Consider the following 20975-nt stretch of genomic DNA (forward strand, 5'->3'; position numbering starts at 1 on the left):
AAAGGCGGGGAATTGGCATGAAAGAACTGTTTCGGGTGGAAAAAATCAAATGTGATTACTGGTTGGAGGATTACAATCTCAGCATTTATCAGGGAGAAATCATATATATACAGTGCGTTTATGACAAATCGCCGGACTGTCTGTGCGATGTGGTAGTCGGAAACAGGAGGCCGGATTCAGGACTGATTTTCGTAAATGAAAAGAGCGTTGGAAATTATACTTCTTCCTATGCCGCCAGTCAGGGCATTTATGAGGCTTCGCTGAAAAACAATTATGAAGGAAACGGAACCGTAGCAAAGGCCCTTTCTCCCATGAAGCCTTTTTATTACCTTTTTTCCAAAAAGAAGATGGTCAGACAAATTCAGGAAATTTTTGATGGGGAGGGTATTTCTTTAGATGCGGAGGCTTCTCTTTTGGAGCTGAGCAAAATAGAGGGGAGAAAGCTTGGCCTGGTTCGGGCAAAGCTTTTGGAAGCAAAGGTGGTTGTAGTCAATCTGAACAGGGAAGTTGTGGAGGGAAGGCAGGCCGCAGAGCTTGGCGATATGATATGGAAAATGAGCAAGGAAGGGGTTGCTGTTTTAATTTTGTCCTGCAATTATTCTGTTCTTGCAGAATACGCCAGCCGTATCCAACTGTTGTATCTGGGACGGGCGGTAAAGGAATGGAGCGGGGAAATTCCGGAGGCGGTTTTCCAGCAGCTGAAGTATGGCAGTTTTATTGCACGGCAGGGGCAGACGGGAGTGCTGGAACGGAATTTTATAGGTCTTTACGACTATGAATGGGATACCCAGTATAGTTTCTGGGAATATTTGTGCTGTCTTAGGGAAAACAACCCTGAGATATGGGATGAATTGCTGGGAGGAGAGCTGCCGAAGGAAGGGATAGGATATTTTAATGGCACGGCGGTTGTTCCGGGAAACAGTCAGGAGCTGCTTTTTGAGGAGCTTACCATAGGACAGAATCTGACGATTGGAGCGTTAAAAAGGGTTAATTATGGCAAAAGTCCCTTTGTGAATCGCAGAATACAGCGGAAAATAGAGGAGGTTTATTATGATGCCCAACAAATTTCTAAAAAGGAGACAGATATCCGAAATCTAACAGGATTGCAGAGAAAAATTCTTTCTATTGAAAGATTTGTTATACTGCGTCCTTCTATTATTTTTCTTGAATTTCCCTATTATGATGTGGGCCTTGCGCAGGTAGAGGAGCTGCGCGGTTATTTGACGAGTCTTGTAAAAAGAAAGATAAAGGTAGTTTATTTTTCTAAGACATTGGAAAGTATGATGCTGGATTGTAAAGTCATCCTACAAACACAGGATGGAAGAAGTGCAAAAATAGACACCTTATGATATTTTTTTCCACCTTTCATGGAAACGAAAAAACGGTATAGTTTAAATACCATTTAAAACAACGAAAGGGAGGAAAGAAAAATGACGAGAAAGATAGTTGCTGTATTGTTGGCCTTTGGACTCACGCTCAGCCTTATGGCCTGCGGTAATTCTGCCGGAACACAGGCAGGAGCTTCCAGTGGAACAGATGAGGCCCAGGACGAGGAACCGGCAGACGAAGGAGATGCCCAGGAAGCACAGGACCAGGAGCCAGCTGATAGTGAAGCTGGAGATGCGGCTGACGCGGCAGCTGATGCTGTAGAGCATGCAGCAGGCGGAGCTGACCTTAGCGGGAAAAAGGTAGGATTTTCTGCACTCATGATGTCATCAGAATTCTTTACCGATATGTCCAACCAGATGGAAGCATATTTTACAGAGCACGGCATGGAATACAGTGTAGCGGATGCAAACGGCAATGCGCAGACACAGATTCAGACAGTGGAAAACTTTGTATCTATGGGTATGGATTACATAATCTGCTTCGTAGTGGATGCATCCTCTATCAGTGATTCCCTGATTAAGGCAAGGGAGGACGGCGCATTTATCATTGTAATCGGTACGGTTTTAGACAATCAGGATGCTTATGACGTATGTATCAGTATCAGCCAGAATGAGTCTGGTGTTACGGAAGCAAAGATGGCTGCAGAGTGGATTGAGGCTACATTCCCGGATGCGGAGGATGGCTCTATTGAAGTAGGCCTTTTGACCAACTCTGAAAATGAGGATGCTGTCGCAAGATGTGACGGGCTCCGTGAAATCGAAAACTTTACATCCAAGGCGGTGATTGTTGAGGAGCATGAGACAACACAGGCGGAAGGTGCGGCAGCAGGCCAGACCTACGCGGAAATGATGCTGATGAATAACCCTGACCTTAAGGTTATTCTGACCTACGGTACAGACCAGGGACAGGGAGCAAATGAGGCTGTTATGAAGGATTCTTCTATCAACAGTGAGGAATTCGCGGTATTTACGGTAGATACGGCTGAATTTATCAGGAATAAGGTAAAGGAATCTGCAGATGGGACTTCTGTTCTGCGCGGTACAGTAATGCTTGGCGAAGGAACACCTATGACATGCTATAACCTGATGGACGGAACCTGGTCTGACAGAGTAAAAGACAAGGTTTATTCAGAGGAATGTATTATGATTACGCCGGAAACCATTTCAGAGTATTTCCCAGAATAAAAGATGAAGATTTTCTAAGGCGTCAAAAAACGCCGTCTAAGAAAATCTAAGTCATCTTTCGAAGAATCGCTTTGCGATTCTTCTGAAATAATATATGTGTTGCCTGTGCCGCGAAGCGGCATGTTGGGAAGGATGTAATTGAGATATTACACTGATGGATTAAAAAGGGACTGTTGTAAAATCATTGCATTTTATAACAGCCCTTTTCATAACAGAAAGGCAGGGTATTTATGGCAAAGGTGCTGGAAGTAAAAAATGTGACCAAAACATATCCTGGTGTGGTGGCTTTAGATAACGTTTCTTTTGATGTGGAAAAGGGAGAAATCCTTGCGCTGATTGGCGAGAACGGAGCGGGAAAGTCTACGGTAATTAAAACCATTGCCGGAGCAATTGCGCCAGACAGCGGCATGATTATCATTGACGGAAAGGCATATGATAACCTGAACCCTTCCGTGGCAAAAGAAGCAGGTATCGGGGTGGTATATCAGGAATTGAATCTTGTCCCGTCCTTAAGTATCATGGAAAATATTTTTCTCGGGGATAAGGTGGGCGGCAATAAGATAATGCCGGATTTTAAAGAGATGAAAACAAGGGCCGAAGAAATCATGACGGACCTGGGGGTGGAAATAGACGTACATACACAGGTGCAGATGCTTTCCACGGCGCAGATGCAGATTGTGGAGATTGCAAAGGCAGTTGTGAAAAACTGTAAGGTGCTGATTATGGATGAGCCATCGGCGTCTATCCCAATGGCGGAGGTTCAGAATATGTTCCGCATTGTCAGAAGGCTCAAGGAAAAGGGCGTGTCGGTTATCTATATCAGCCATCGCTTGGAGGAGCTGTTTGAGCTGTGCGATCGGGTTACGGTATTTCGGGACGGGCAGTATGTTGTCACAAGGAATGTTGCGGATATTACCAAGAAAGACTTAATTAAATACATGATTGGCAGGGAACTGACAGAGAAATTCCCTGAACGAAATGTGACCTTTGGAGAACCGGTGCTAAAGGTAAAGGACCTTACCGGAAACGGCGATTTCCATGTGAATCTTTTCCTGAAAAAAGGAGAAATTTTAGGTCTGGCCGGACTGGTAGGCGCAGGAAGGACGGAGCTTGCTAAAATGCTCTGCGGAGATGTGAAGCCGGAGAGCGGCGAGATTATCATTAAGGGAAGACAGATGAAGGCGGCTTCAGCAGCGGACGGTGTGGAAATGGGTATTGGACTTGTGCCGGAAGACCGGAAGCTGGAAGGGGTGTTCTTAAACTACACCATTGAGTGGAATATTCCCATTATGAGTATGCGCAGAATCAGCAAGTTTGGGATTGTGAACTTTAAGGAGGCTGACAGGCTTACTAATACATATGTGGAAACACTGGCAATCAAAACGCCCAGCGTAAAACAGGAGGTAAAGAATTTATCCGGTGGGAATCAGCAAAAGGTGGTGGTAGCAAAGGTGCTGGCGGCAGATAATGACATTTTGATTTTTGATGAACCCACAAGAGGGATTGATGTGGGGGCAAAGCAGGAAATCTATAAGCTGATGAACCGGCTTGTGGAGGAAGGAAAATCTATTTTGATGATATCCTCGGAGATGGAGGAGCTGCTTGGGATGAGTGACCGGATTGTGGTACTGCATGAGGGGAAAGTCAGCGGGACGCTTGAAAAAGATGCATTTAGTCAGAACAGGGTTCTTGAGCTTGCATCCGGAATAGCGTAAGTTACAGGATTTTAACAGATTTGTGCCTGACGCATCATGCATTTTGTATCAATCGTATGCATACAGTTTGCAGGTGGCGGGCAGGATGGAGGACTTATATGGCAAAAATAATTGATTTTGGTAGAAGAAATCTGGCATGGGTGCTGCTGGTGTTTATCTGTATCATTTTTTCTTTTACCAGCAGGAACTTTTTTACGGTTACAAATATATTGAATATTTTAAACCAAAACGCCTATATTATCATCAGCACATATGGAATTGCGCTGATTATGATGTCCGGCGGCCTGGATATGGCGGTGGGGTATCAGATGAGTATTTGCGGCGTTATCTGCGCTCTTTTGGTAACGCAGTGGGGCATGCCTATTTTGCTGGCATTCTTGATTACGATTGCAATTAGTGTTCTTTTTGGTGCACTTGGAACTTTATTGGAACAGCTTCTGCAGCTGCCGAGAATTTTCATTTCCATCGGTTTGAGTACTGTTTACCAGGGAATTGCGTACGTAATTACCAACTCCAAGACGATTTCCGGTCTGCCGGATTCCTTTAAGGTTTTGGGGCAGGGGACAATTTTACATCCCAGCTTGACATGGGCTACGATTATCATGATTGTGTTTGGCGTGGTGATGAGCTTTGTTATGAGCCGTACTTACTTTGGGCGTTATGTCTTTGCACTTGGCGGAAATGAGGCGGCGGCACGGCTGGCGGGAATTAATGTAAAAAAAATGAAATATGTTATTGGCTGTGTGGCCGGATTTTTCTGTGGCCTTGGGGCGCTTATTTTGACTTCCAGAGTTGGAGCGGCTGCGGCAAGCACGGCGGCCGGAACGGAAATTACGATTATGACAGGCGTTCTGGTGGGCGGCGTGTCCGTCCGCGGCGGGGATGGAAAGATTGCCAACTGTATTGCGGGTGTTTTGATTATGGGACTTTTGGCCAACGGAATGCAGCTGGCGGGGCTTAATACTTATTATCAGTATATTGCGAAGGGCTCAATTATGTTGCTGGTGATGTGGTTTGATGCGTTCCAGATTAAACGCAGGGCGATTGCAGCCAATAAGCGGAAGGAAGCAAGAGCAGAGTAAAGCTGCTGCAAAGCGGGATCATGCACACAACAAATTTGTGCTTACGCCCAAATTTAAGGGCTGTTGGAAGCATGGAGGATAGTATGAAAAATGGGATTGAGGATTTAAGAAGTGCCCTGGAATTTTTAAAGGGAAAGGAAGGGCAGCTTATAGAGACAGCCGTTGAGGTTGATCCGATGGCTGAGATTTCCGGTGTTTATCGCCATGTGGGAGCCGGAGGCACAGTGGTAAGGCCCACGAAGGAAGGGCCCGCCATGGTTTTTCATAATGTTAAGGGACATCCGCAGGCCAAGGTGGCCATTGGGCTTCTTGCCAGCAGAGAGAGGGTAGGCATGCTGCTTGACTGCGATCCTAAGAGGCTTGGGTTTTTGCTAAAGGACAGTGTGAAAAATCCCATTCCGCCAATCGTGATTCCAAACGAGAGGGCAAAGTGCCAGGAGGTTGTGCATTTGGCAGATGAGGAAGGATTTGATATTCGGAAGCTTTTGCCTGCGCCAACCAATACGCCGGAGGATGCAGGGCCGTATATTACGCTGGGGATGTGCTACGCATCGAATCCGGAGACGGGGGAATCGGATGTAACGATTCACAGGATGTGTTTGCAGTCGAAGGATGAAATTTCTATCTTTTTACAGCCAGGGGTGCGTCATATTGATTATTTTAGACAGAAGGCGGAAGCAGCGGGAAAGGCTCTGCCCATTTCGGTTAGCATAGGGGTGGACCCGGCGATTGAGATTGCCTCTTGCTTTGAACCGCCGACTACGCCCCTGGGGTTTGATGAATTACAGATAGCCGGGGCGATCCGTAAAAAACCGGTGGAACTGGTTAAGTGTCTGACGATTGATGAAAAGGCAATTGCCAATGCGGAGTATGTGATAGAGGGAGAGCTTCTCCCCAATGTAAGGGTGCGTGAGGACCAAAATTCTAACACAGGGAAGGCGATGCCGGAATTTCCGGGGTACTGTGGACCGGCAAATAAGGAGCTTCCGGTAATTAAGGTAAAGGCGGTGACAACGCGTAAGAACCCTATTATGCAAACCTGCATTGGGCCCAGTGAGGAGCACGTGTCTATGGCGGGGATTCCCACGGAGGCAAGTATTCTTGGGATGGTAGAAAAGGCTATGCCGGGAAAGCTTTTAAACGTTTACTGCGCATCCTCGGGAGGGGGAAAATATATTGCGGTTATGCAGTTTAAAAAATCAGTTCCCTCAGATGAAGGAAGGCATAGACAGGCCGCGCTTTTAGCGTTTAGCGCATTTGCGGAGTTAAAGCATGTTTTTCTTGTGGACGAGGATGTGGATTGCTTTGATATGAAGGATGTGATGTGGGCTATGACCACGAGATTCCAGGCGGATATTGATATGATTCCGATACCGGGGGTACAGTGTCATCCGCTTGACCCTTCTAATGGGCCGGAATATTCCGGCCATATCAGGGCCAGAGGAGTTGCCTGCAAAGCCATCTTCGACTGTACGGTTCCCTTTGACCAGAAGGAGCGGTTTAAGCGGGCTGCGTTTATGGAAGTGGATGCAGAGAAGTGGGCAGAGTTTCTGTAAAATATGGATAAGTTGAATGCTACAAAAATTGATACGGAAGCTTTACAATAAAGCATCAGGTATAAGGAATTGGTAGGAAAGAAACAAATAAATGGATGCAAGGCATCAGATGATAAGGGAGTATCATGGAAAGAAAAAGGATTATCGTGGGAGCTGCGGGGGCCAGCGGATTTCCGGTTTTGGAGGCATGTCTTAAAATCATTTCTGATGAGACGGATTTTGCGTCCTGTCTGATTATGAGCGACAATGCCGGGCTGACCCTTGCCCATGAGATGGGAAAGCAGCAGGAGACGTATGAAGGGTATGCGGATTATGTTTTTTCTCCGGGCGAGATAGGCGCATTGCCTGCCAGCGGAACCTTTCAGACGGAAGGAATGTTGATTGTGCCCTGCAGCATGAAAACTGCAGCCGGGATTTACAGTGGTTATACGGACAATTTGCTTTTGCGGGCAGCGGATGTTACGCTTAAGGAGCATAGGACGCTTGTGCTTGGGGTAAGGGAAACACCGCTGAGCTCCATTCATCTGCGAAACCTTTATGAGCTTTCTAAGCTGCCCGGGGTGTGGATTGTCCCGCTGATGATGACCTTTTATCATCATCCGAAGGAGATTGGGGATATGGTCTATCATATGGCAGCGAAGCTGTTAGAACCTTTTGGAATTGAGCCTAAGGAGTACCGAAGATGGAACGGACTATAAAGAAATCACTTTCCTTTGGGGAGCTTACATTGAAAATAACAGAGGTGGGAGAGGATTGGCATTTATTGTTAACAGGAGGGGAAAAGCCTCATGTGGGATGCGCAGTTCTTGCGGTTCCAAGGCCTTCTTTGACAGGTAGTGGGAAAACCAGCGTTACATCTTCTGTTCTGAATCTGACAGGACATAAGGATGAAACCATATGTAGATATTTGGCGGAGGAAATAGCGAAAAGAAAAAATGCGGTGACGGTCTGCACCGGCGGGGTTCATGTGGATCATATTACGAAAGAGCAAATGGAAGAAGTGCTTAGCACGGTAAAGGATATGGCTGAGGCTTGCGGTATGCAGGAGGTAGAAGGTTGAAAGAATTGCATTCTTTCAACCGCAAATTTGTGCTTGAGCGCACAAATCCGCACGTTGAGAAAGGAGCATGGTTATAGAAATGAAATTTGATAAAAACAACTATGAAGTAAAGGAATTGACACTGGAAAATGAAACGATTCGGTACCGGGCGTTTTTTAATTTGGTTTATGTGGAAAAGCCGGTAAACATAGCTTTTCAGCAGATGCATATTTTTGCACCTGAGATTTATTATGAGGGCGGTGAAGTGAATGGATATAGGCTTAAGACCGCTCCTGTTTTCATGCCCAATCAGGTAGGCGGATACATGCCGGGAGATTTAGAACAACCAGGCCTGAGTAAATTTGAAACGGATAAAGTGAACACGATTTTCCGTGCGCTTGCCCATGGGTATGTGGTAGCGGTTCCCGCCATCAGGGGACGGGTGCAGAAGGATGAAAAGGGATTTTATAATGGAAAGGCACCGGCCTGCATTGTGGATTACAAGGCGGCGGTGCGGTATCTGCGTCACTTTGCCAAGGAGCTTCCGGGAGATGAAGACAAAATCATCACAAACGGAACCAGCGCAGGCGGGGCGCTTTCTTCTCTTATGGGGACAACCGGTAATCATGCTGATTATGAGCCGTATCTGGAAGCACTTGGAGCGGCAAAGGAAAGAGATGATATTTTTGGTGCATCCTGCTATTGCCCGATTATCAATCTTGACCATGCGGACATGGCTTATGAATGGCAATTCCAGGGAGTCAATGATTATCACAGGATGAATATGCAGATGAGTGAGGGAGGCCGGCCTTCCTTTACACCGGTAGATGGGGTAATGAATGAGGTACAAATCAAGGCTTCAAGGGAAGAAGCGGAGCTTTTTCCGGCTTATGTAAACAGCTTAAAACTCCAAGATGCGGAAGGGAAGATGCTGACCCTTGACGAAAAGGGGGAAGGCACCTTTAAGGAATACATAAAGGAGCTGGTGCTTCATTCCGCACAAAAAGCGCTGGATGAGGGCAAGGATTTGTCGGAAAAGAAATGGCTGGCGATAGAAAATGGAAAGGCTGTGGACATGGATTTTACTGCGTATGTTAAGGATATTACGAGAATGAAAACTGCGCCGGCGTTTGACGATTTGACAATGGACAGCCCGGAAAACGACCTGTTTGGGGATGCTGCGACAAATTGCCGTCATTTTACAAAATACAGCAAGGAAAACAGCCTTGCCGGCGGTGATATGGCAGATGAAATGGCAATTAAGATGATGAATCCTATGTACTATGTTGAGGACCAAGGGGCTGCTAAGGCAAAACATTTTAGAATCAGACACGGGGAACGGGACAGGGATACCTCCCTTGCCATTTCAGCTATGCTTACTTTGAAACTGCGAAACTGCGGTTTTGAGGTGGACTACCATTCTCCTTGGGATACGCCTCATGCAGGGGATTACGATTTGGAGGAATTGTTTGCCTGGATTGACGCTATCTGCAAATAAGCTGTTAAACCTTCTTTGGGTGTTGCAAGATGGAATGAATGGACAATATATTTAAAAAACGCACCAAACTACTCACGTTTAAAGGCGTGATATTTTGGTGCGTTTTCAGGCTGTTTTTGTATGACAGGTTTATATACTTATAAATATTGAAAAGGTTCCTTTGCATCAATAAAGCGAATCGGGAAATCCGTAAACCTTTCCTTCAGCCATTTTTCCAGATACTTCATACCAAATTCCTCACTGCGCTCATGGCCTAGTGTAAGCATTCCCTTACGAAAGCCCATCTGGTAAGCATCGTTTATGTAAGCGCAGATGGTCCATTCCGTAATGTCCCCGACCACCATTAAATCCAGACGGTTCCGTTCTATCACCTGCATAGGCATCACTTCAACCCCAAGTCCCAGGCTGCCTCCGCCTACCAAAATGCCGACTCTTTGTACCTCCATATCCGGTGAACCGATAATCTGAATGGTATTCATACGAAATATTTTTTTAAATTCATCCGCTAAACTACGGAGTGTGGTTTTGGGAATTTCATAAATCCATGGCTGGGGTTCATCCTTTTGTAAATAGTTATGCCATCCTAATTCCTCCATTAATCCTTCATAGATATAATCAGTCCCGGAGCCCATATGCATATGGTCGTGTAAGCGCCAGACGGTTACGCCATGCTGTTCTAAATAGTTTTTCTTGGCAAGATAGATGCTGTCGTTTTCACACCAATCAGTCTGGTCCGTTCCGTTAAACCATGTGGGCTCGTGGGTGATAATGAAATTTATCCCTTGGCTGAGGGCTTCTTTGATTACATCAAAGGTAGCCATAAAGGTAGTAGCTACTCCGGTAACCTGGGCATCAGGGCTTCCGATTGAAATGATGTCGCAGGTGGGGCTTACTTTGGGGCCGCCGCACATATCCAGTAGAATTTTGTCAATTACCTGTTGAACTGTCCATTTTCCCATAATGCTGTCCTTTCCTAAATTTAATAGATTGAAAGATTTACTTTAAACAAAATTGTAACATAAAAAAGAACCTTTTTCTCTAAATACAGGGCGTTTTTCCTATGATTTACTTCCTTATGTTAAAATTTTTATAGTTTGCAGAACAGGATGTGCAACAATTTGTGATAGATTTTCATTCAAATTGTGATTCGTCTGTGAGAAAAAATAACTTGACTTTAAGAAAAAATTTATGATATTCTTCTCAAGGTAATTTCAAAATGATGACACATGTTGTGCTAGGCACGTAAATCTGATGACGGAACATTTTTGATTAGGCGTGTTTGCATAATATGTGTATTTTTTTGCGCAAAAAGCAGTGAAGAAATGGGAGGAGAAAAAATGCCAAGAAATCAATTTCAGAGATTAGTATTTGCGTTTATTACAGTTGTAATTACGGTCCATGCATATGTCTTTTACAGTTTATATGTGGTAAACGGAAATGTGCTGATGCAAATCAATGGAACAAACAGCGTGATTGCAGCGCTAAACAAACAGGGCGGCGTGTATATGTGCGGTACATATTTGCCAATATGGGCATGTATCTTAATAGAATTTTGTCTGGCCTATGCACTGGAAAATTTTATGGGAAGCCCATTGTCCTTTCAGTTAGCGTGCAGGGTATTTAATCCTGCTAAGAATCATCCAATGATATTTGAGACGGCGATTATATGCGCTACAGTGGGCCTTATGTGTCCGGCTATGAGCTTTATTGCAGCCTGGTTGTATTATCCATATTATGGGGAGTTTCATATTTTTACATTACTTGCGAACTGGTTAAAGCTGGTGTGCTTAAACTTTCCATTTGCATACTTTACACAATTATTTTTTATACAACCTGCTGTTCGTGTGATTTTTAAGATGTTGTTCCGTAAGGATATTGAGTCACGGAAGCAGGAGTCCGGGCATCCGGGGGCAGAAAATGAACAGGAGACAATTGCGGATATCTTTAGGAGAATGGATGAAATTCAGGAGGAAATTGCACACGAACACAGACAGAGAAAGGTGTTAGAGGAAACTGTAAATGAAAAAATTTCCCGGAAGTAGTATTAAAATTTAAGAAAGCTATTGAAAAAATGATGCAGAAATGATACAAGAATGATGGTATTATGATGCATCATTTTTATATGATAATGCTGAGCACAGTTAAGAAAGTTTATCAAACCTGAATTTGCGGGTTGCTGGCGGGGATGGCTTGTGGCGGTATACAGGGGGTGTAAGTTTGGAAGTAAACTTCCAAACTTTCTATTGGTAGCAGTATGGCAAGCAAAGCTTGCCATATGTGGGGGTGTAAAAATGAAAATTCTAAAATGGGGTGCGAGGCAAATAAATAAAATGTCCATAGCTGCAATTATCAGCAGTATGTTATTAGGGTGCACTATGCAAGAACCAGAAGATTTGGAACAATATGAAAACAAGGAGCAAGAACCTGCAGGGGTGCAAAATGAAGTGGAAGTGGAAACCGGCAGTACAGCTTATGGTGTGCCGGCGGGCAGTCTTATGCTTACCCCAATTGATTTAGATATCAATGAGCAGGAATGGGAAAATAACAGGGTTGTTGTAATCGGGAGCATGATGCTGATCCTTCCAGCGGGCTGGGAGATGGAACAGAGGGTGTCTAAGGAAGGTGTTACGCAGTGTGTGATTATGGACATGCATACAAAGTATGAAGGGAAAAGCAGCAGTACTTCGGAGGAGCAAATTAAGGGACACAGCAGCATGTATGAGCACGAAATCCTTATTACCTCTTATGAAATAAAGCAGATGCCGGAGCTAACGCTGCAGCTGGCAGTCCAGCTGAAAGAGCATTTCCCTGATTCGGTGCTATATGGTGTAAAAGGTTCCGAAAAAACAAGCGACATAAAAGGCTGTTGGTTTTATGGGGAAAACAGCCGTATCCGGCAAAGAGAATATTTCCTTTTTTCAGAAAATGAAGCTGGGAGCAAGGAGCTGTTTTATGTGCAGGAGGGCGATAGCACGGTTACGGCCTATGACAATGATGTGGAATCCTTCTGGAAGATGCTGGATGAAGAAATGGTATGGACAGACAATGAAACTTATATTGCAGAGCGTTATAAAAATAATTTTACGGGAATGGAATATTACTTTCCATTTAATATGGATGACGGTAAAGCATCAAGTCATTCTCTGCTTATGACGGTACAGTCTGATTCGAATGAAATGTCTGTATACCGTATAGACGATTATGAAAATCCGGTGTCCGTGCAGGAGGCGGCGTTTTATCCAAATCAGCTGAAAAGGGCGGACATTAATGGAGATGGATATGAAGACTTTTTATGCTGCGGCTGGTTTTTTGATTCCAATGAACCGCTGGATTTTGAGCAGACGGAAAGGTTTGAGGGATATCTGTGGGATGAGGAGAGCGGCGCCTTTGTCTATGTGCCGGGGGAGCAGATGCTGCAGCAATACCCATCCTTCTGGGAAACGTGGCGGCAGGAAGAAGCCAGGAAGGGAGGCAGCCTGATACCGAAAGAGCTGACCGATTATATTTCCGGATATCTGCTTGAAGATAAGGACCAGCTTAAGGAGGCTATGCTTGCACTTGTGGAGGACCGGGAAATGAATATGGAGGAAATTGTAGAACTGGCGGATGATAATATTGACATAAAAAATGACGTGCTGGAAATTGCCACTACCTACCAGGGCGATGGGATATGGCTAGAGGCAGATGTGGATAACGATGGGATTAAGGATATTTTTCTGTGCAAATATCTTGGGGGCAGCCTGGGGGCAGTGTATTATTCCCTTTACGCCGGAAAAGAAGACGGCAGCTATGAGCTTACGGACTGTCAATCGGAGCTAAAGGAGGAATTTGCCTTTATCAACTGGCAGGGGAAAAATTATCTGGTCAAAACCACCTGGGACTTTACCAAAAAGGAAGTGGATGGAATCTCGCTGGAGTGTTATGAAAAGGGTAAATACCAGGGCGGCGTATGGCTTGCCATTACCACCAAGGAAGGAGCAAATGCCCGGGACATCCGAACCGTCTGCGAAGATGAGGGCCAATATGAGAGCCTTAAAAATACATTGGAGGAATTGGCTGCCAGGTACCAGGGCGGCGATAAAGTTCCCTGTGGGAGCGCGGAGGAGGAAAAGGCGGATGGTGATTATACAAGAAGCTGTGATATCGATAATGATGGAGAGGTAGAGGAATATAATGTATCTCTTTGGCAGACTACAAATTATTATACGGTGGATCACCTGTCTTTTTCTGCGAAAGAGGAAGACTTGACTCAGCAGATTTATGATATGACAGGATCAGATGAGAACGGAGTAATTCCTTTCTGTTTGTGGGTTGATAAAACAGAATACGGAAATATCACTTATATTTTGTATGAAGACGGGCTTTACGATTTCCATATTTGTGGTTATTTTATTTCCGGGAAGGAGAGCCGCAAGGTGATACGGACGGACTGCCATTTGGAAACTGAGGTGATACTCCGGGAAATTACGTAAACAAATTGTGTTTTTCGCAAGAAAAAGTGATTGTAAACGGGATTGGAGTAATGTATAATTTTAAAGTAAATATATGGTCGTGAATCAGGCAGTCTGACTTAAGGAAAGAAACAACGATTAAAAGAGACGGATAAGGAGTAAAACTATGGAGAAAATATTGATTGTTGATGACAGTCTCCTGCAGGCAACTCATTTAAGGAATATTCTGGGCGATGAGTATGATATTACTATTGCGCAGACACCGGAGGAAGGATTGCGCCAGGCAAGTTCCGATAGCTACTCATTAATTTTATTGGATGTAGTTATGCCGGGAATGGATGGCTTTACGCTACTCAAAAAATTGCAGGAGGAGGTTATTACCCGAAGTGTTCCGGTTATTTTGATTACCAGCCTTTCTGATGTGGAGAGTGAGCAGAAAGGGCTCGTACTGGGGGCAGTTGATTATATTGTCAAGCCATTTCATGAACTGATTATAAAGGCGAGAGTGAATACACACATCAAGCTGTATAATTATCGCAGGCAAGTTGAGTATCAGTCACAAACGGATCAGCTGACCGGTGTTGCAAATAGAAGGCAGCATGACCTGTGCAGTGCTACAAAATGGAACGAGGCTACCCGGCTTCAGGTTCCGTTTTCTATTTGTATGTTTGATATTGACTATTTTAAACGATATAACGACACATTTGGACACCCGGCGGGAGATAAGGTTATTACTGCTATTGCAAAGGAAATTTCTTCTTATTTAAAGCGTACCACGGATTTTTTCGCCCGCTATGGAGGAGAGGAATTTGTGGGATTTTTGATGGGTGATGATTCAAATAAGGCATTTGAACATCTAAAGAAGATACGGCAGGCAGTAGAAGATCTCCATATTCCACATGATCCTGAGGTGGCGCAGTGGGTTACGGTCAGTATCGGTGGCATCACCATAGTTCCCCAAGAGGATAAATCTTATGATTTTTATTTAAAAATTGCAGATGCTATGTTGTATGATGCAAAAAAATACGGCCGGAACAGAGTTGTGTGGGCTGATGAAAATATAAAACAGATGAGAGAAAAAGATTAAGTTTAAAATGAATGGTGCTGATTTGTAATAGAATTGGCACCATTTGCTTTAAATAATGGAAGCGGATACGAGGAGGATTAAAGGTGGAAGGAATTCGTTTTGAACCTGACTGTAATACATCTATCCCGCATTTCCACAGTGAAATGGAAATCTTATATGTTTTGTCCGGGCGGATAGCCATTATTGGTTCGGGCTATAATTACGTGCTTGAGGCGGAAGATTTTATTGTACTGAACCCTTATGAGCATCACGAGCTGTATGCGGAAATGGGTTGTCATACGATTTCCGGTTATATTTCTTACGGCGTATTTCCTGCGTAAGAATATCTGGCCTATTATGAAAGAACCTATCGGGGTGTGCGTAAGTTTGTGCCGGATGCACAGTTTTTTGGATTTGGCCTGGACACAGGCTTTTTGTCCCTGGACGGAAGCGGGCTTTTGGAAGAACTGTTGGATTATTGCAGAGGAGAGGACTGTATGCCGGATGCTTTTGGATTTCAGTGCTTTAGCTGTGATTATTCTAAAGTTTCCAGAATACAGACAGAGGGCAATATTTCAGTGAATGAAAGCGGCATGGCGGATGAGCCTGCCTGTGTCAGCAGGGACCCGGATATTTTAAAACGGGAAATGGCGTTATGCAAAGAGATATTAGGAAGATATGGACTGCAGGATGTGCCCGTATATGTAACGGAATGGAATTCGACTATCTGGCAAAACGATCTGGGGAATGACACCTGTTTTAAAGCGGCGTTCATCATGAAAAATGTACTGGAAAACTGCCATGGCATTTCCGGTATTGCTTATACCCATCTGACGGATCATTCGGAGCGCGGGGTCATTCATTCCAGCCTGTTTCATGGAGGCTATGGAATGTTTACATACAATGGTATTGCCAAATCCGGTTATTATGCCTGTCAGTTTTTGACTATACTGGGCCAGGAAAAGGGAGTGATTGCAGCTAAGGGGGACGGCTGCCTGATAACCCGCTCTAAGGATTATAAAAGGATTTAGATCGTACTTTACCATTCTTGTCATTATGATATGGAAAACCGTATCAGCCAGGCCGTTTCTGTGGAGGAACAGCACACCATAGACCGCTATTACGGTTTCGAACAAAAGGGCACAAGGAGCTTTCAAGTGCATTTAAAAAACATGCCGGCGGGGACTTATTTAAAAAGAATCTTCTCTATTTCCAGAGAGCATGGGAGCAGCTATGATGTATGGATGAGCCAGGGAGCCCCGGACTTTCGGGGCAGTCAGCAGATTAATTATTTGAGCAATATCAGTACTTTTCACGTTCATTATGAACCCCTTCATATAACAGAAGAAGATGAATGGATTGCATCAACCGTGTTAGATGAGCACGAGGTTCAATTGATTTTAATTGAAAAAAATAGAAATCACGATTTTGATGTTTTTTTATCACGATTTGTTTTATATTCATGTAAAACAAATCGTGTTTTAATTTATAAAAGATTTAATTTGATATTCCTTTTCATGTCAACTGATAGGCGGAATTTGTTGATTTTTATATAATAACATCATTAAAAAGGCGGAAATCATAAGGAATCTTAATTTGTGAGGCTTGCCAAGAATGGAGGGTTAATATGGAAGTTAAGGAATGGACCTATGAGGAACTTCCGGAGTTTACGCAGGAAGTGGAAGGGGCTGAGGTGATTGTGACCACGGGAGATGAAATGGGCGTGATATATATCCCTAATGTAGAATATGCAGAGATAGACGGGGTAAAGCTTCATTTGCAGCTGCTGTTGCCGTCAACTCGCAATCAGCCGGAAATGGTTTGCCCATGTGTTGTGTTTGTCCAGGGGTCCGCATGGATGCCGCAGGATGTAGAATCGGTTTCTGATAACCCCTTTACACTTCTTTTTCATTTATTGATCAAAGGGATTCATAAAGCGTAAGGAAGGTTGTTTTAACAATTTGCTGTTGTGGACGCACGACCACATAATCGACAATTGAAGTTTTAATGGGCATCAATTATTATAAAGTAAATAAATACTGTACAAAAGGAATAGAGAATCATAAATTATTTGCACTTTTTTGTGTATGTTGGCATTGTGAAACGTTACTTTTTTCTGCTTAGCAAAGGGGGACGCAAGTATGGCCACCAGAAAGGATATTGCACAGAGAGCGGGGGTTTCGATCTCTGTCGTTTCCCGGGCACTCAATAATAGTGGGTATGTGGATGCTGAGAAAAAAAAGAAAATTTTACAGATTGCGCAGGAATTGGATTATCACCCAAATCCGGTTGCGGTTTCGCTGATGAGCCAGCATACGAAACAGATTTTATATTATTGTAGAGAACTTAAAAATGCCTTTAACATTGAAATGTATGAAGGTATGCTGGAGGCGGCAGGCAAGCGGGATTATAAGGTGCTTATCTACGGCAATCTGGATTTCAGTGATATACGCAATGTTATGGTGGACGGGCTGATTTTACCAAATGAGATGGTGGCGGAGCTGTATTTAAACGATATTGGGAAAAATTATCATTTGCCGGTGGTGACAGCCACTTATGGAGGTTCTTATTCCTTTCCAAAATCTATTCCAACGGTTGAGTGCGATCTCTGGAAAGGCACGCGGATTGCATTGCAATATCTTTGGGATAAGGGACATCGTAAGATTGCCATTGCCACTCCGTATGAAAAAGATAATAAAGATGCCAGATTATTGTCCTGGTATGAATTTATGAAATATGAGCTGGGGGATCAGATAGATAAGTATTACTTTGGGATCAACCGCAAATGTCTGCCTGATGATGATAGATTACTGGCTTTTCCGGAAGAAAGAGGGCCGAAAAGTGTTCACGTACTGGTAAATTTTTTTGAGAAAGGAGTGCTGGCGGCTGATATTTTTCATGAGCGGGGGTCAGATGCCACAGCGGTCCTTGGTTTTAATGACGAGGTGGCCCTTGGGTTTTATAAGCGGCTCAAGCAATTAGGGTATGAGGTTCCGAAAGATGTTTCTCTTATGGGAATAGACGGTGTTTATTCCAGACGGTATGCAGATTTGCCGATTACCTCTCTGAGACTAAACCCCAAAGCACAAGGAGAGAAATGTGTGGAAGTTTTACTGAAGATAATTGATGGAAAGAAACCGAAATATGTAACCCATCTGCCAATGCAGATCTTAGAGGGAGAGTCGGTCAGGGATTTAAGGCTTTAAATAAAACAGGAATTCCCCTGCTTTTCATAAAGAGGGCAGGCTGATTCAATAAATGAAAAAGGAGAAAGGGTATGAAAAAGAAAAATTTGAACAGATTCGTAGCTGTTGCCCTGACATTTGCAATGTCAGCATCCTTGTTGGCAGGCTGTGGCGGCGGAGATGACGGATCATCAGATGCAGGTGCATCATCAGATGGCGGCGCCAGTGTTGAGAACACAAGCGAAGAAGAAGGTCAGAATATTGCGGCAGCAGTAGATGAAGATCCATCTTCCATTTCAGGAACAATTGAAGTAGGCGGATGGCCGTCAGGCGATGACGGCTTTGAAGCAGCAATGGCAGGTTTTAACGAGGCTTATCCTAACATTGAAGTTGAACTGGTATTTACAGATACAACAGCACACCATCAGGCCCTACAGACCGCTTTGACAGCAGGAACAGGCGCAGTGGATGTGGCAATGGTTGAGGGCGCTTACATAGCACAGTACAGGGATAGTGCGGCTCTTACGGACTTGAACGTACTGGGCGCTGCTGACTTAAAGGATGATTTCGTTGCATTTAAGTGGGACCAGGCAACCTCCTCCGATGGTCAGAGACTGGTTGGTATTCCCTGGGATTTAGGCCCTACATTGTTCTACTACAGAACAGATGTATTTGAGGAAGTAGGCCTTCCTACTTCTTCCGAAGAAGTGGCTGAACTTATGAGTACATGGGACGGTGTTATGGAAGTGGCTGAAAAGGTTTCCATTCCAGGACAAAGATGGTTCCTTCCCTCTGCAGCATATCCGTATCAGTGGCTTTTCATCAACAGAGATTATTATGATGAAGATCTTAACCTGATTCTGGAAAGAGAAGGGGATCTTGAATGTCTTGAGAATTGTCTTAAGATTCGTGAGAATGGCTGGGATATGAACGTTGATATGTGGAGTACGGAGGCTTATGCGGCATACGCAGCAGGTACCTGTGTCTGTGTAGCGGCAGGTTCCTGGTTCTCAGGCTTCTTTAAGACAGATATTGACCCGGACGGCGCAGGACACTGGGGTGCAATCGCCCTTCCTGCCGGCATGAGCGATACGAACTGGGGCGGCTCTTTCCTGGTTATCCCCGAACAGTGCGAAAACAAAGAAGCTGCATGGGCATTTGTTAAGTACATGATGGCTACTACTGAAGCACAGAATACTATGTTCAAGGCGATCGACTACTTCCCGGCTTACAAACCGGCATGGGATGCAGCGCCTGAGCTTTACACAGAGGGCGATGATTACTTTGGAGGACAGGTGCCTAACGCTATCGCAACAAAGATTGCTGGTAATGTACCTGTTGTAAACAACACAATCATGGATGTTACTGCAGAGGGTTATCTCTACAGTTCATTCAATGCAGGAGCTGAAGCAGGTGAGACACCAGAGCAGATTCGCGAGAGATTAGCTAACGATATCAACGCTGCTTGTGCAGAGCTGAAAGAACAGCAGATTCAGACCTTGAAGGATGCTGGTGTTTGGGACGGTGAATGATAAATAAACCGTGCAAATAAGTCAATAACCCTGCTGCAAGCAACGGGGGATTGACCCTTGCGGCAGTCGCCAAATATCTATGAGATGCTTGGCATCTCTATAAGCACAGATGCTTGGCTTGTTGCTCACGGGAATAAAAAGGAAACGGGGAATATGGCCAGATCATAGGATCCGGCCATTTTCCTTAATATCTGCGGCGGTAGGGCAGGTTACAGAAACGAATAGCTTTTCGTCAATAAGCTGACCCGAAAAGCGTGGCAGCATTTGATGATTCGATGTTATATTAGTTGGAGGTTATGATAACGGAGAGCTATTAGGAGTTTAAAAAGAAAGGAATGAGAAGGGTGAAGGGTAACAAAAAAGGATTTCTTCAAACGTTAAAAGAATATCGGGTTGCATATGTTTACATTGCCCCTTTTTACATATTATTCGCGATTTTTGGTTTATTTCCTATGATAGCCGGCCTGTTTTTGAGCTTCTTTAGGTGGGACGGACTGGGACAGATGCATTTTCTTGGACTTGGAAACTATATCAATTTATTTAAAGATACATTATTTTGGAAAGCGCTTTCCAATACACTGGTGATTGGTATCATTGCACATATTCCGATTTTGTTAGGCGGTTTGGTGCTGGCTTATATTTTGAACTCCAAGCTTGTTAAGGGACAGAATATTTTTAAGACAATTTATTTCATGCCTATGGTGACAAGTGCGGTGGCAATCACGATTATTTTCCAGAACTTATTTGGATTTAATTATGGTATTATCAATTATTTTGTCAGCCTTTTAGGGGAAGCTCCTATTAACTGGTTAGGCGGTGACGGTAAGCTGATCAAAGTGGCGGTTATTGTCATGTTCGCCTGGAAATGGGTGGGATGGAACATGGTAATTTACTTAGCCGGTATGCAGGGAATCAGCAATGATATTTATGAAGCTGCTGAAATTGACGGCGCCAGTCATAGTAAAATTGTTTTTTCTATTGTAATTCCATTGCTAAAACCCATTATATTGTTTACACTGATTCAGTCCAGTATCGGTATGTTTAACCTGTTTACCGAGCCGTTTATCTTAACAAACAGTAACTGGGGCGGTGGTCCTAACAACGGTGGTTTGACATTGATGACTTATCTGCTGAGCAAAGCGCCTCAGGGTGGTAATGCGTATGGCTACGCTTCTTCGATTGCCTATGTAATTACGTTCATGGTAATTATCATTTCAGTTGTACTTAATAAGGTAATGGAAGAAAAGGACACAGTAAAGAGAAAGGGAGGAAAATAAA

The 20975-nt window shown here is 44.1% G+C and carries 19 protein-coding genes; 18 read left to right on the forward strand and 1 reads right to left on the reverse strand.

Annotated features, from left to right (window positions below; genetic code table 11):
* The first annotated feature begins 17 nt into the window (after positions 1-17).
* From D5281_RS06650 to D5281_RS06685, 8 genes are all read left to right on the forward strand, one after another.
* Positions 18-1349, forward strand: coding sequence for a hypothetical protein (locus D5281_RS06650; protein ID WP_160559387.1), 1332 nt, complete (start codon positions 18-20; stop codon positions 1347-1349).
* Between the two features lie 81 nt (positions 1350-1430).
* Positions 1431-2573 carry a sugar ABC transporter substrate-binding protein gene (locus D5281_RS06655; RefSeq protein WP_160559388.1) on the forward strand — a complete coding sequence of 381 codons (1143 nt, stop codon included), beginning with the start codon at positions 1431-1433 and terminating at the stop codon, positions 2571-2573.
* 230 nt (positions 2574-2803) lie between these two features.
* Positions 2804-4288 (forward strand): sugar ABC transporter ATP-binding protein, encoded by a 1485-nt coding sequence (locus D5281_RS06660; RefSeq protein ID WP_160559389.1) that lies wholly within the window; start codon positions 2804-2806, stop codon positions 4286-4288.
* A 98-nt stretch (positions 4289-4386) separates the two neighbouring features.
* Positions 4387-5370 carry an ABC transporter permease gene (locus D5281_RS06665; RefSeq protein WP_160559390.1) on the forward strand — a complete coding sequence of 328 codons (984 nt, stop codon included), beginning with the start codon at positions 4387-4389 and terminating at the stop codon, positions 5368-5370.
* Between the two features lie 83 nt (positions 5371-5453).
* A complete protein-coding gene (locus D5281_RS06670; RefSeq protein WP_160559391.1) occupies positions 5454-6926 on the forward strand; it encodes a UbiD family decarboxylase in 1473 nt (490 codons plus the stop codon).
* Positions 6927-7051: 125 nt separating this feature from the next.
* Positions 7052-7624 carry a UbiX family flavin prenyltransferase gene (locus tag D5281_RS06675; RefSeq protein ID WP_160559392.1) on the forward strand — a complete coding sequence of 191 codons (573 nt, stop codon included), beginning with the start codon at positions 7052-7054 and terminating at the stop codon, positions 7622-7624.
* Positions 7609-7986, forward strand: coding sequence for a prenylated flavin chaperone LpdD (lpdD, locus tag D5281_RS06680; protein ID WP_160559393.1), 378 nt, complete (start codon positions 7609-7611; stop codon positions 7984-7986). The genes D5281_RS06675 and lpdD overlap by 16 nt, the downstream gene beginning before the upstream one ends.
* Before the next feature lie 79 nt (positions 7987-8065).
* On the forward strand, positions 8066-9463 hold the full coding sequence (locus tag D5281_RS06685; protein ID WP_160559394.1) for a subtype B tannase: 1398 nt from the start codon (positions 8066-8068) through the stop codon (positions 9461-9463).
* Positions 9464-9600: 137 nt separating this feature from the next.
* Here the strand turns inward: D5281_RS06685 and D5281_RS06690 are convergent, their stop codons facing one another.
* Positions 9601-10422 (reverse strand): Nif3-like dinuclear metal center hexameric protein, encoded by an 822-nt coding sequence (locus D5281_RS06690; RefSeq protein ID WP_160559395.1) that lies wholly within the window; start codon positions 10420-10422, stop codon positions 9601-9603.
* A gap of 378 nt (positions 10423-10800) precedes the next feature.
* Here D5281_RS06690 and D5281_RS06695 point away from each other — a divergent pair, with 378 nt between their 5' ends.
* From D5281_RS06695 to D5281_RS06740, 10 genes are all read left to right on the forward strand, one after another.
* A complete protein-coding gene (locus D5281_RS06695) occupies positions 10801-11505 on the forward strand; it encodes a hypothetical protein (protein WP_160559396.1) in 705 nt (234 codons plus the stop codon).
* A gap of 249 nt (positions 11506-11754) precedes the next feature.
* Positions 11755-13935 carry a hypothetical protein gene (locus D5281_RS06700; RefSeq protein WP_160559397.1) on the forward strand — a complete coding sequence of 727 codons (2181 nt, stop codon included), beginning with the start codon at positions 11755-11757 and terminating at the stop codon, positions 13933-13935.
* 145 nt (positions 13936-14080) lie between these two features.
* Positions 14081-15001 (forward strand): diguanylate cyclase, encoded by a 921-nt coding sequence (locus D5281_RS06705; RefSeq protein ID WP_160559398.1) that lies wholly within the window; start codon positions 14081-14083, stop codon positions 14999-15001.
* Between the two features lie 83 nt (positions 15002-15084).
* Positions 15085-15321 carry a cupin domain-containing protein gene (locus D5281_RS06710; protein ID WP_160559399.1) on the forward strand — a complete coding sequence of 79 codons (237 nt, stop codon included), beginning with the start codon at positions 15085-15087 and terminating at the stop codon, positions 15319-15321.
* A 6-nt stretch (positions 15322-15327) separates the two neighbouring features.
* Positions 15328-16011: a GH39 family glycosyl hydrolase gene (locus D5281_RS06715; protein WP_277935222.1), complete on the forward strand. Its 684-nt coding sequence runs from the start codon at positions 15328-15330 to the stop codon at positions 16009-16011.
* Positions 16012-16137: 126 nt separating this feature from the next.
* Positions 16138-16536 carry a hypothetical protein gene (locus D5281_RS06720; protein ID WP_160559401.1) on the forward strand — a complete coding sequence of 133 codons (399 nt, stop codon included), beginning with the start codon at positions 16138-16140 and terminating at the stop codon, positions 16534-16536.
* Between the two features lie 71 nt (positions 16537-16607).
* Complete coding sequence (locus D5281_RS06725; protein ID WP_160559402.1) at positions 16608-16922, forward strand: hypothetical protein; 315 nt, start codon at positions 16608-16610, stop codon at positions 16920-16922.
* 199 nt (positions 16923-17121) lie between these two features.
* Positions 17122-18186, forward strand: a complete 1065-nt coding sequence (locus tag D5281_RS06730; protein ID WP_160559403.1) for a LacI family DNA-binding transcriptional regulator — start codon at positions 17122-17124, stop codon at positions 18184-18186.
* Between the two features lie 71 nt (positions 18187-18257).
* Positions 18258-19697 carry an extracellular solute-binding protein gene (locus tag D5281_RS06735; RefSeq protein ID WP_160559404.1) on the forward strand — a complete coding sequence of 480 codons (1440 nt, stop codon included), beginning with the start codon at positions 18258-18260 and terminating at the stop codon, positions 19695-19697.
* Positions 19698-20032: 335 nt separating this feature from the next.
* On the forward strand, positions 20033-20974 hold the full coding sequence (locus D5281_RS06740; RefSeq protein WP_160559405.1) for a carbohydrate ABC transporter permease: 942 nt from the start codon (positions 20033-20035) through the stop codon (positions 20972-20974).
* Position 20975: the final 1 nt, after the last annotated feature.

Origin of the sequence: Parablautia muri (assembly GCF_009917485.1) — a bacterium.
Taxonomy (GTDB): domain Bacteria; phylum Bacillota; class Clostridia; order Lachnospirales; family Lachnospiraceae; genus Suilimivivens; species Suilimivivens muri.

Coding starts and splice junctions, on each gene's coding strand:
- D5281_RS06650 (WP_160559387.1), top strand. CDS start 18: ATGAAAGAACTGTTTCGGGTGGAAAAAATCAAATGTGATTACTGGTTG.
- D5281_RS06655 (WP_160559388.1), top strand. CDS start 1,431: ATGACGAGAAAGATAGTTGCTGTATTGTTGGCCTTTGGACTCACGCTC.
- D5281_RS06660 (WP_160559389.1), top strand. CDS start 2,804: ATGGCAAAGGTGCTGGAAGTAAAAAATGTGACCAAAACATATCCTGGT.
- D5281_RS06665 (WP_160559390.1), top strand. CDS start 4,387: ATGGCAAAAATAATTGATTTTGGTAGAAGAAATCTGGCATGGGTGCTG.
- D5281_RS06670 (WP_160559391.1), top strand. CDS start 5,454: ATGAAAAATGGGATTGAGGATTTAAGAAGTGCCCTGGAATTTTTAAAG.
- D5281_RS06675 (WP_160559392.1), top strand. CDS start 7,052: ATGGAAAGAAAAAGGATTATCGTGGGAGCTGCGGGGGCCAGCGGATTT.
- lpdD (WP_160559393.1), top strand. CDS start 7,609: ATGGAACGGACTATAAAGAAATCACTTTCCTTTGGGGAGCTTACATTG.
- D5281_RS06685 (WP_160559394.1), top strand. CDS start 8,066: ATGAAATTTGATAAAAACAACTATGAAGTAAAGGAATTGACACTGGAA.
- D5281_RS06690 (WP_160559395.1), bottom strand. CDS start 10,422: ATGGGAAAATGGACAGTTCAACAGGTAATTGACAAAATTCTACTGGAT.
- D5281_RS06695 (WP_160559396.1), top strand. CDS start 10,801: ATGCCAAGAAATCAATTTCAGAGATTAGTATTTGCGTTTATTACAGTT.
- D5281_RS06700 (WP_160559397.1), top strand. CDS start 11,755: ATGAAAATTCTAAAATGGGGTGCGAGGCAAATAAATAAAATGTCCATA.
- D5281_RS06705 (WP_160559398.1), top strand. CDS start 14,081: ATGGAGAAAATATTGATTGTTGATGACAGTCTCCTGCAGGCAACTCAT.
- D5281_RS06725 (WP_160559402.1), top strand. CDS start 16,608: ATGGAAGTTAAGGAATGGACCTATGAGGAACTTCCGGAGTTTACGCAG.
- D5281_RS06730 (WP_160559403.1), top strand. CDS start 17,122: ATGGCCACCAGAAAGGATATTGCACAGAGAGCGGGGGTTTCGATCTCT.
- D5281_RS06735 (WP_160559404.1), top strand. CDS start 18,258: ATGAAAAAGAAAAATTTGAACAGATTCGTAGCTGTTGCCCTGACATTT.
- D5281_RS06740 (WP_160559405.1), top strand. CDS start 20,033: ATGAGAAGGGTGAAGGGTAACAAAAAAGGATTTCTTCAAACGTTAAAA.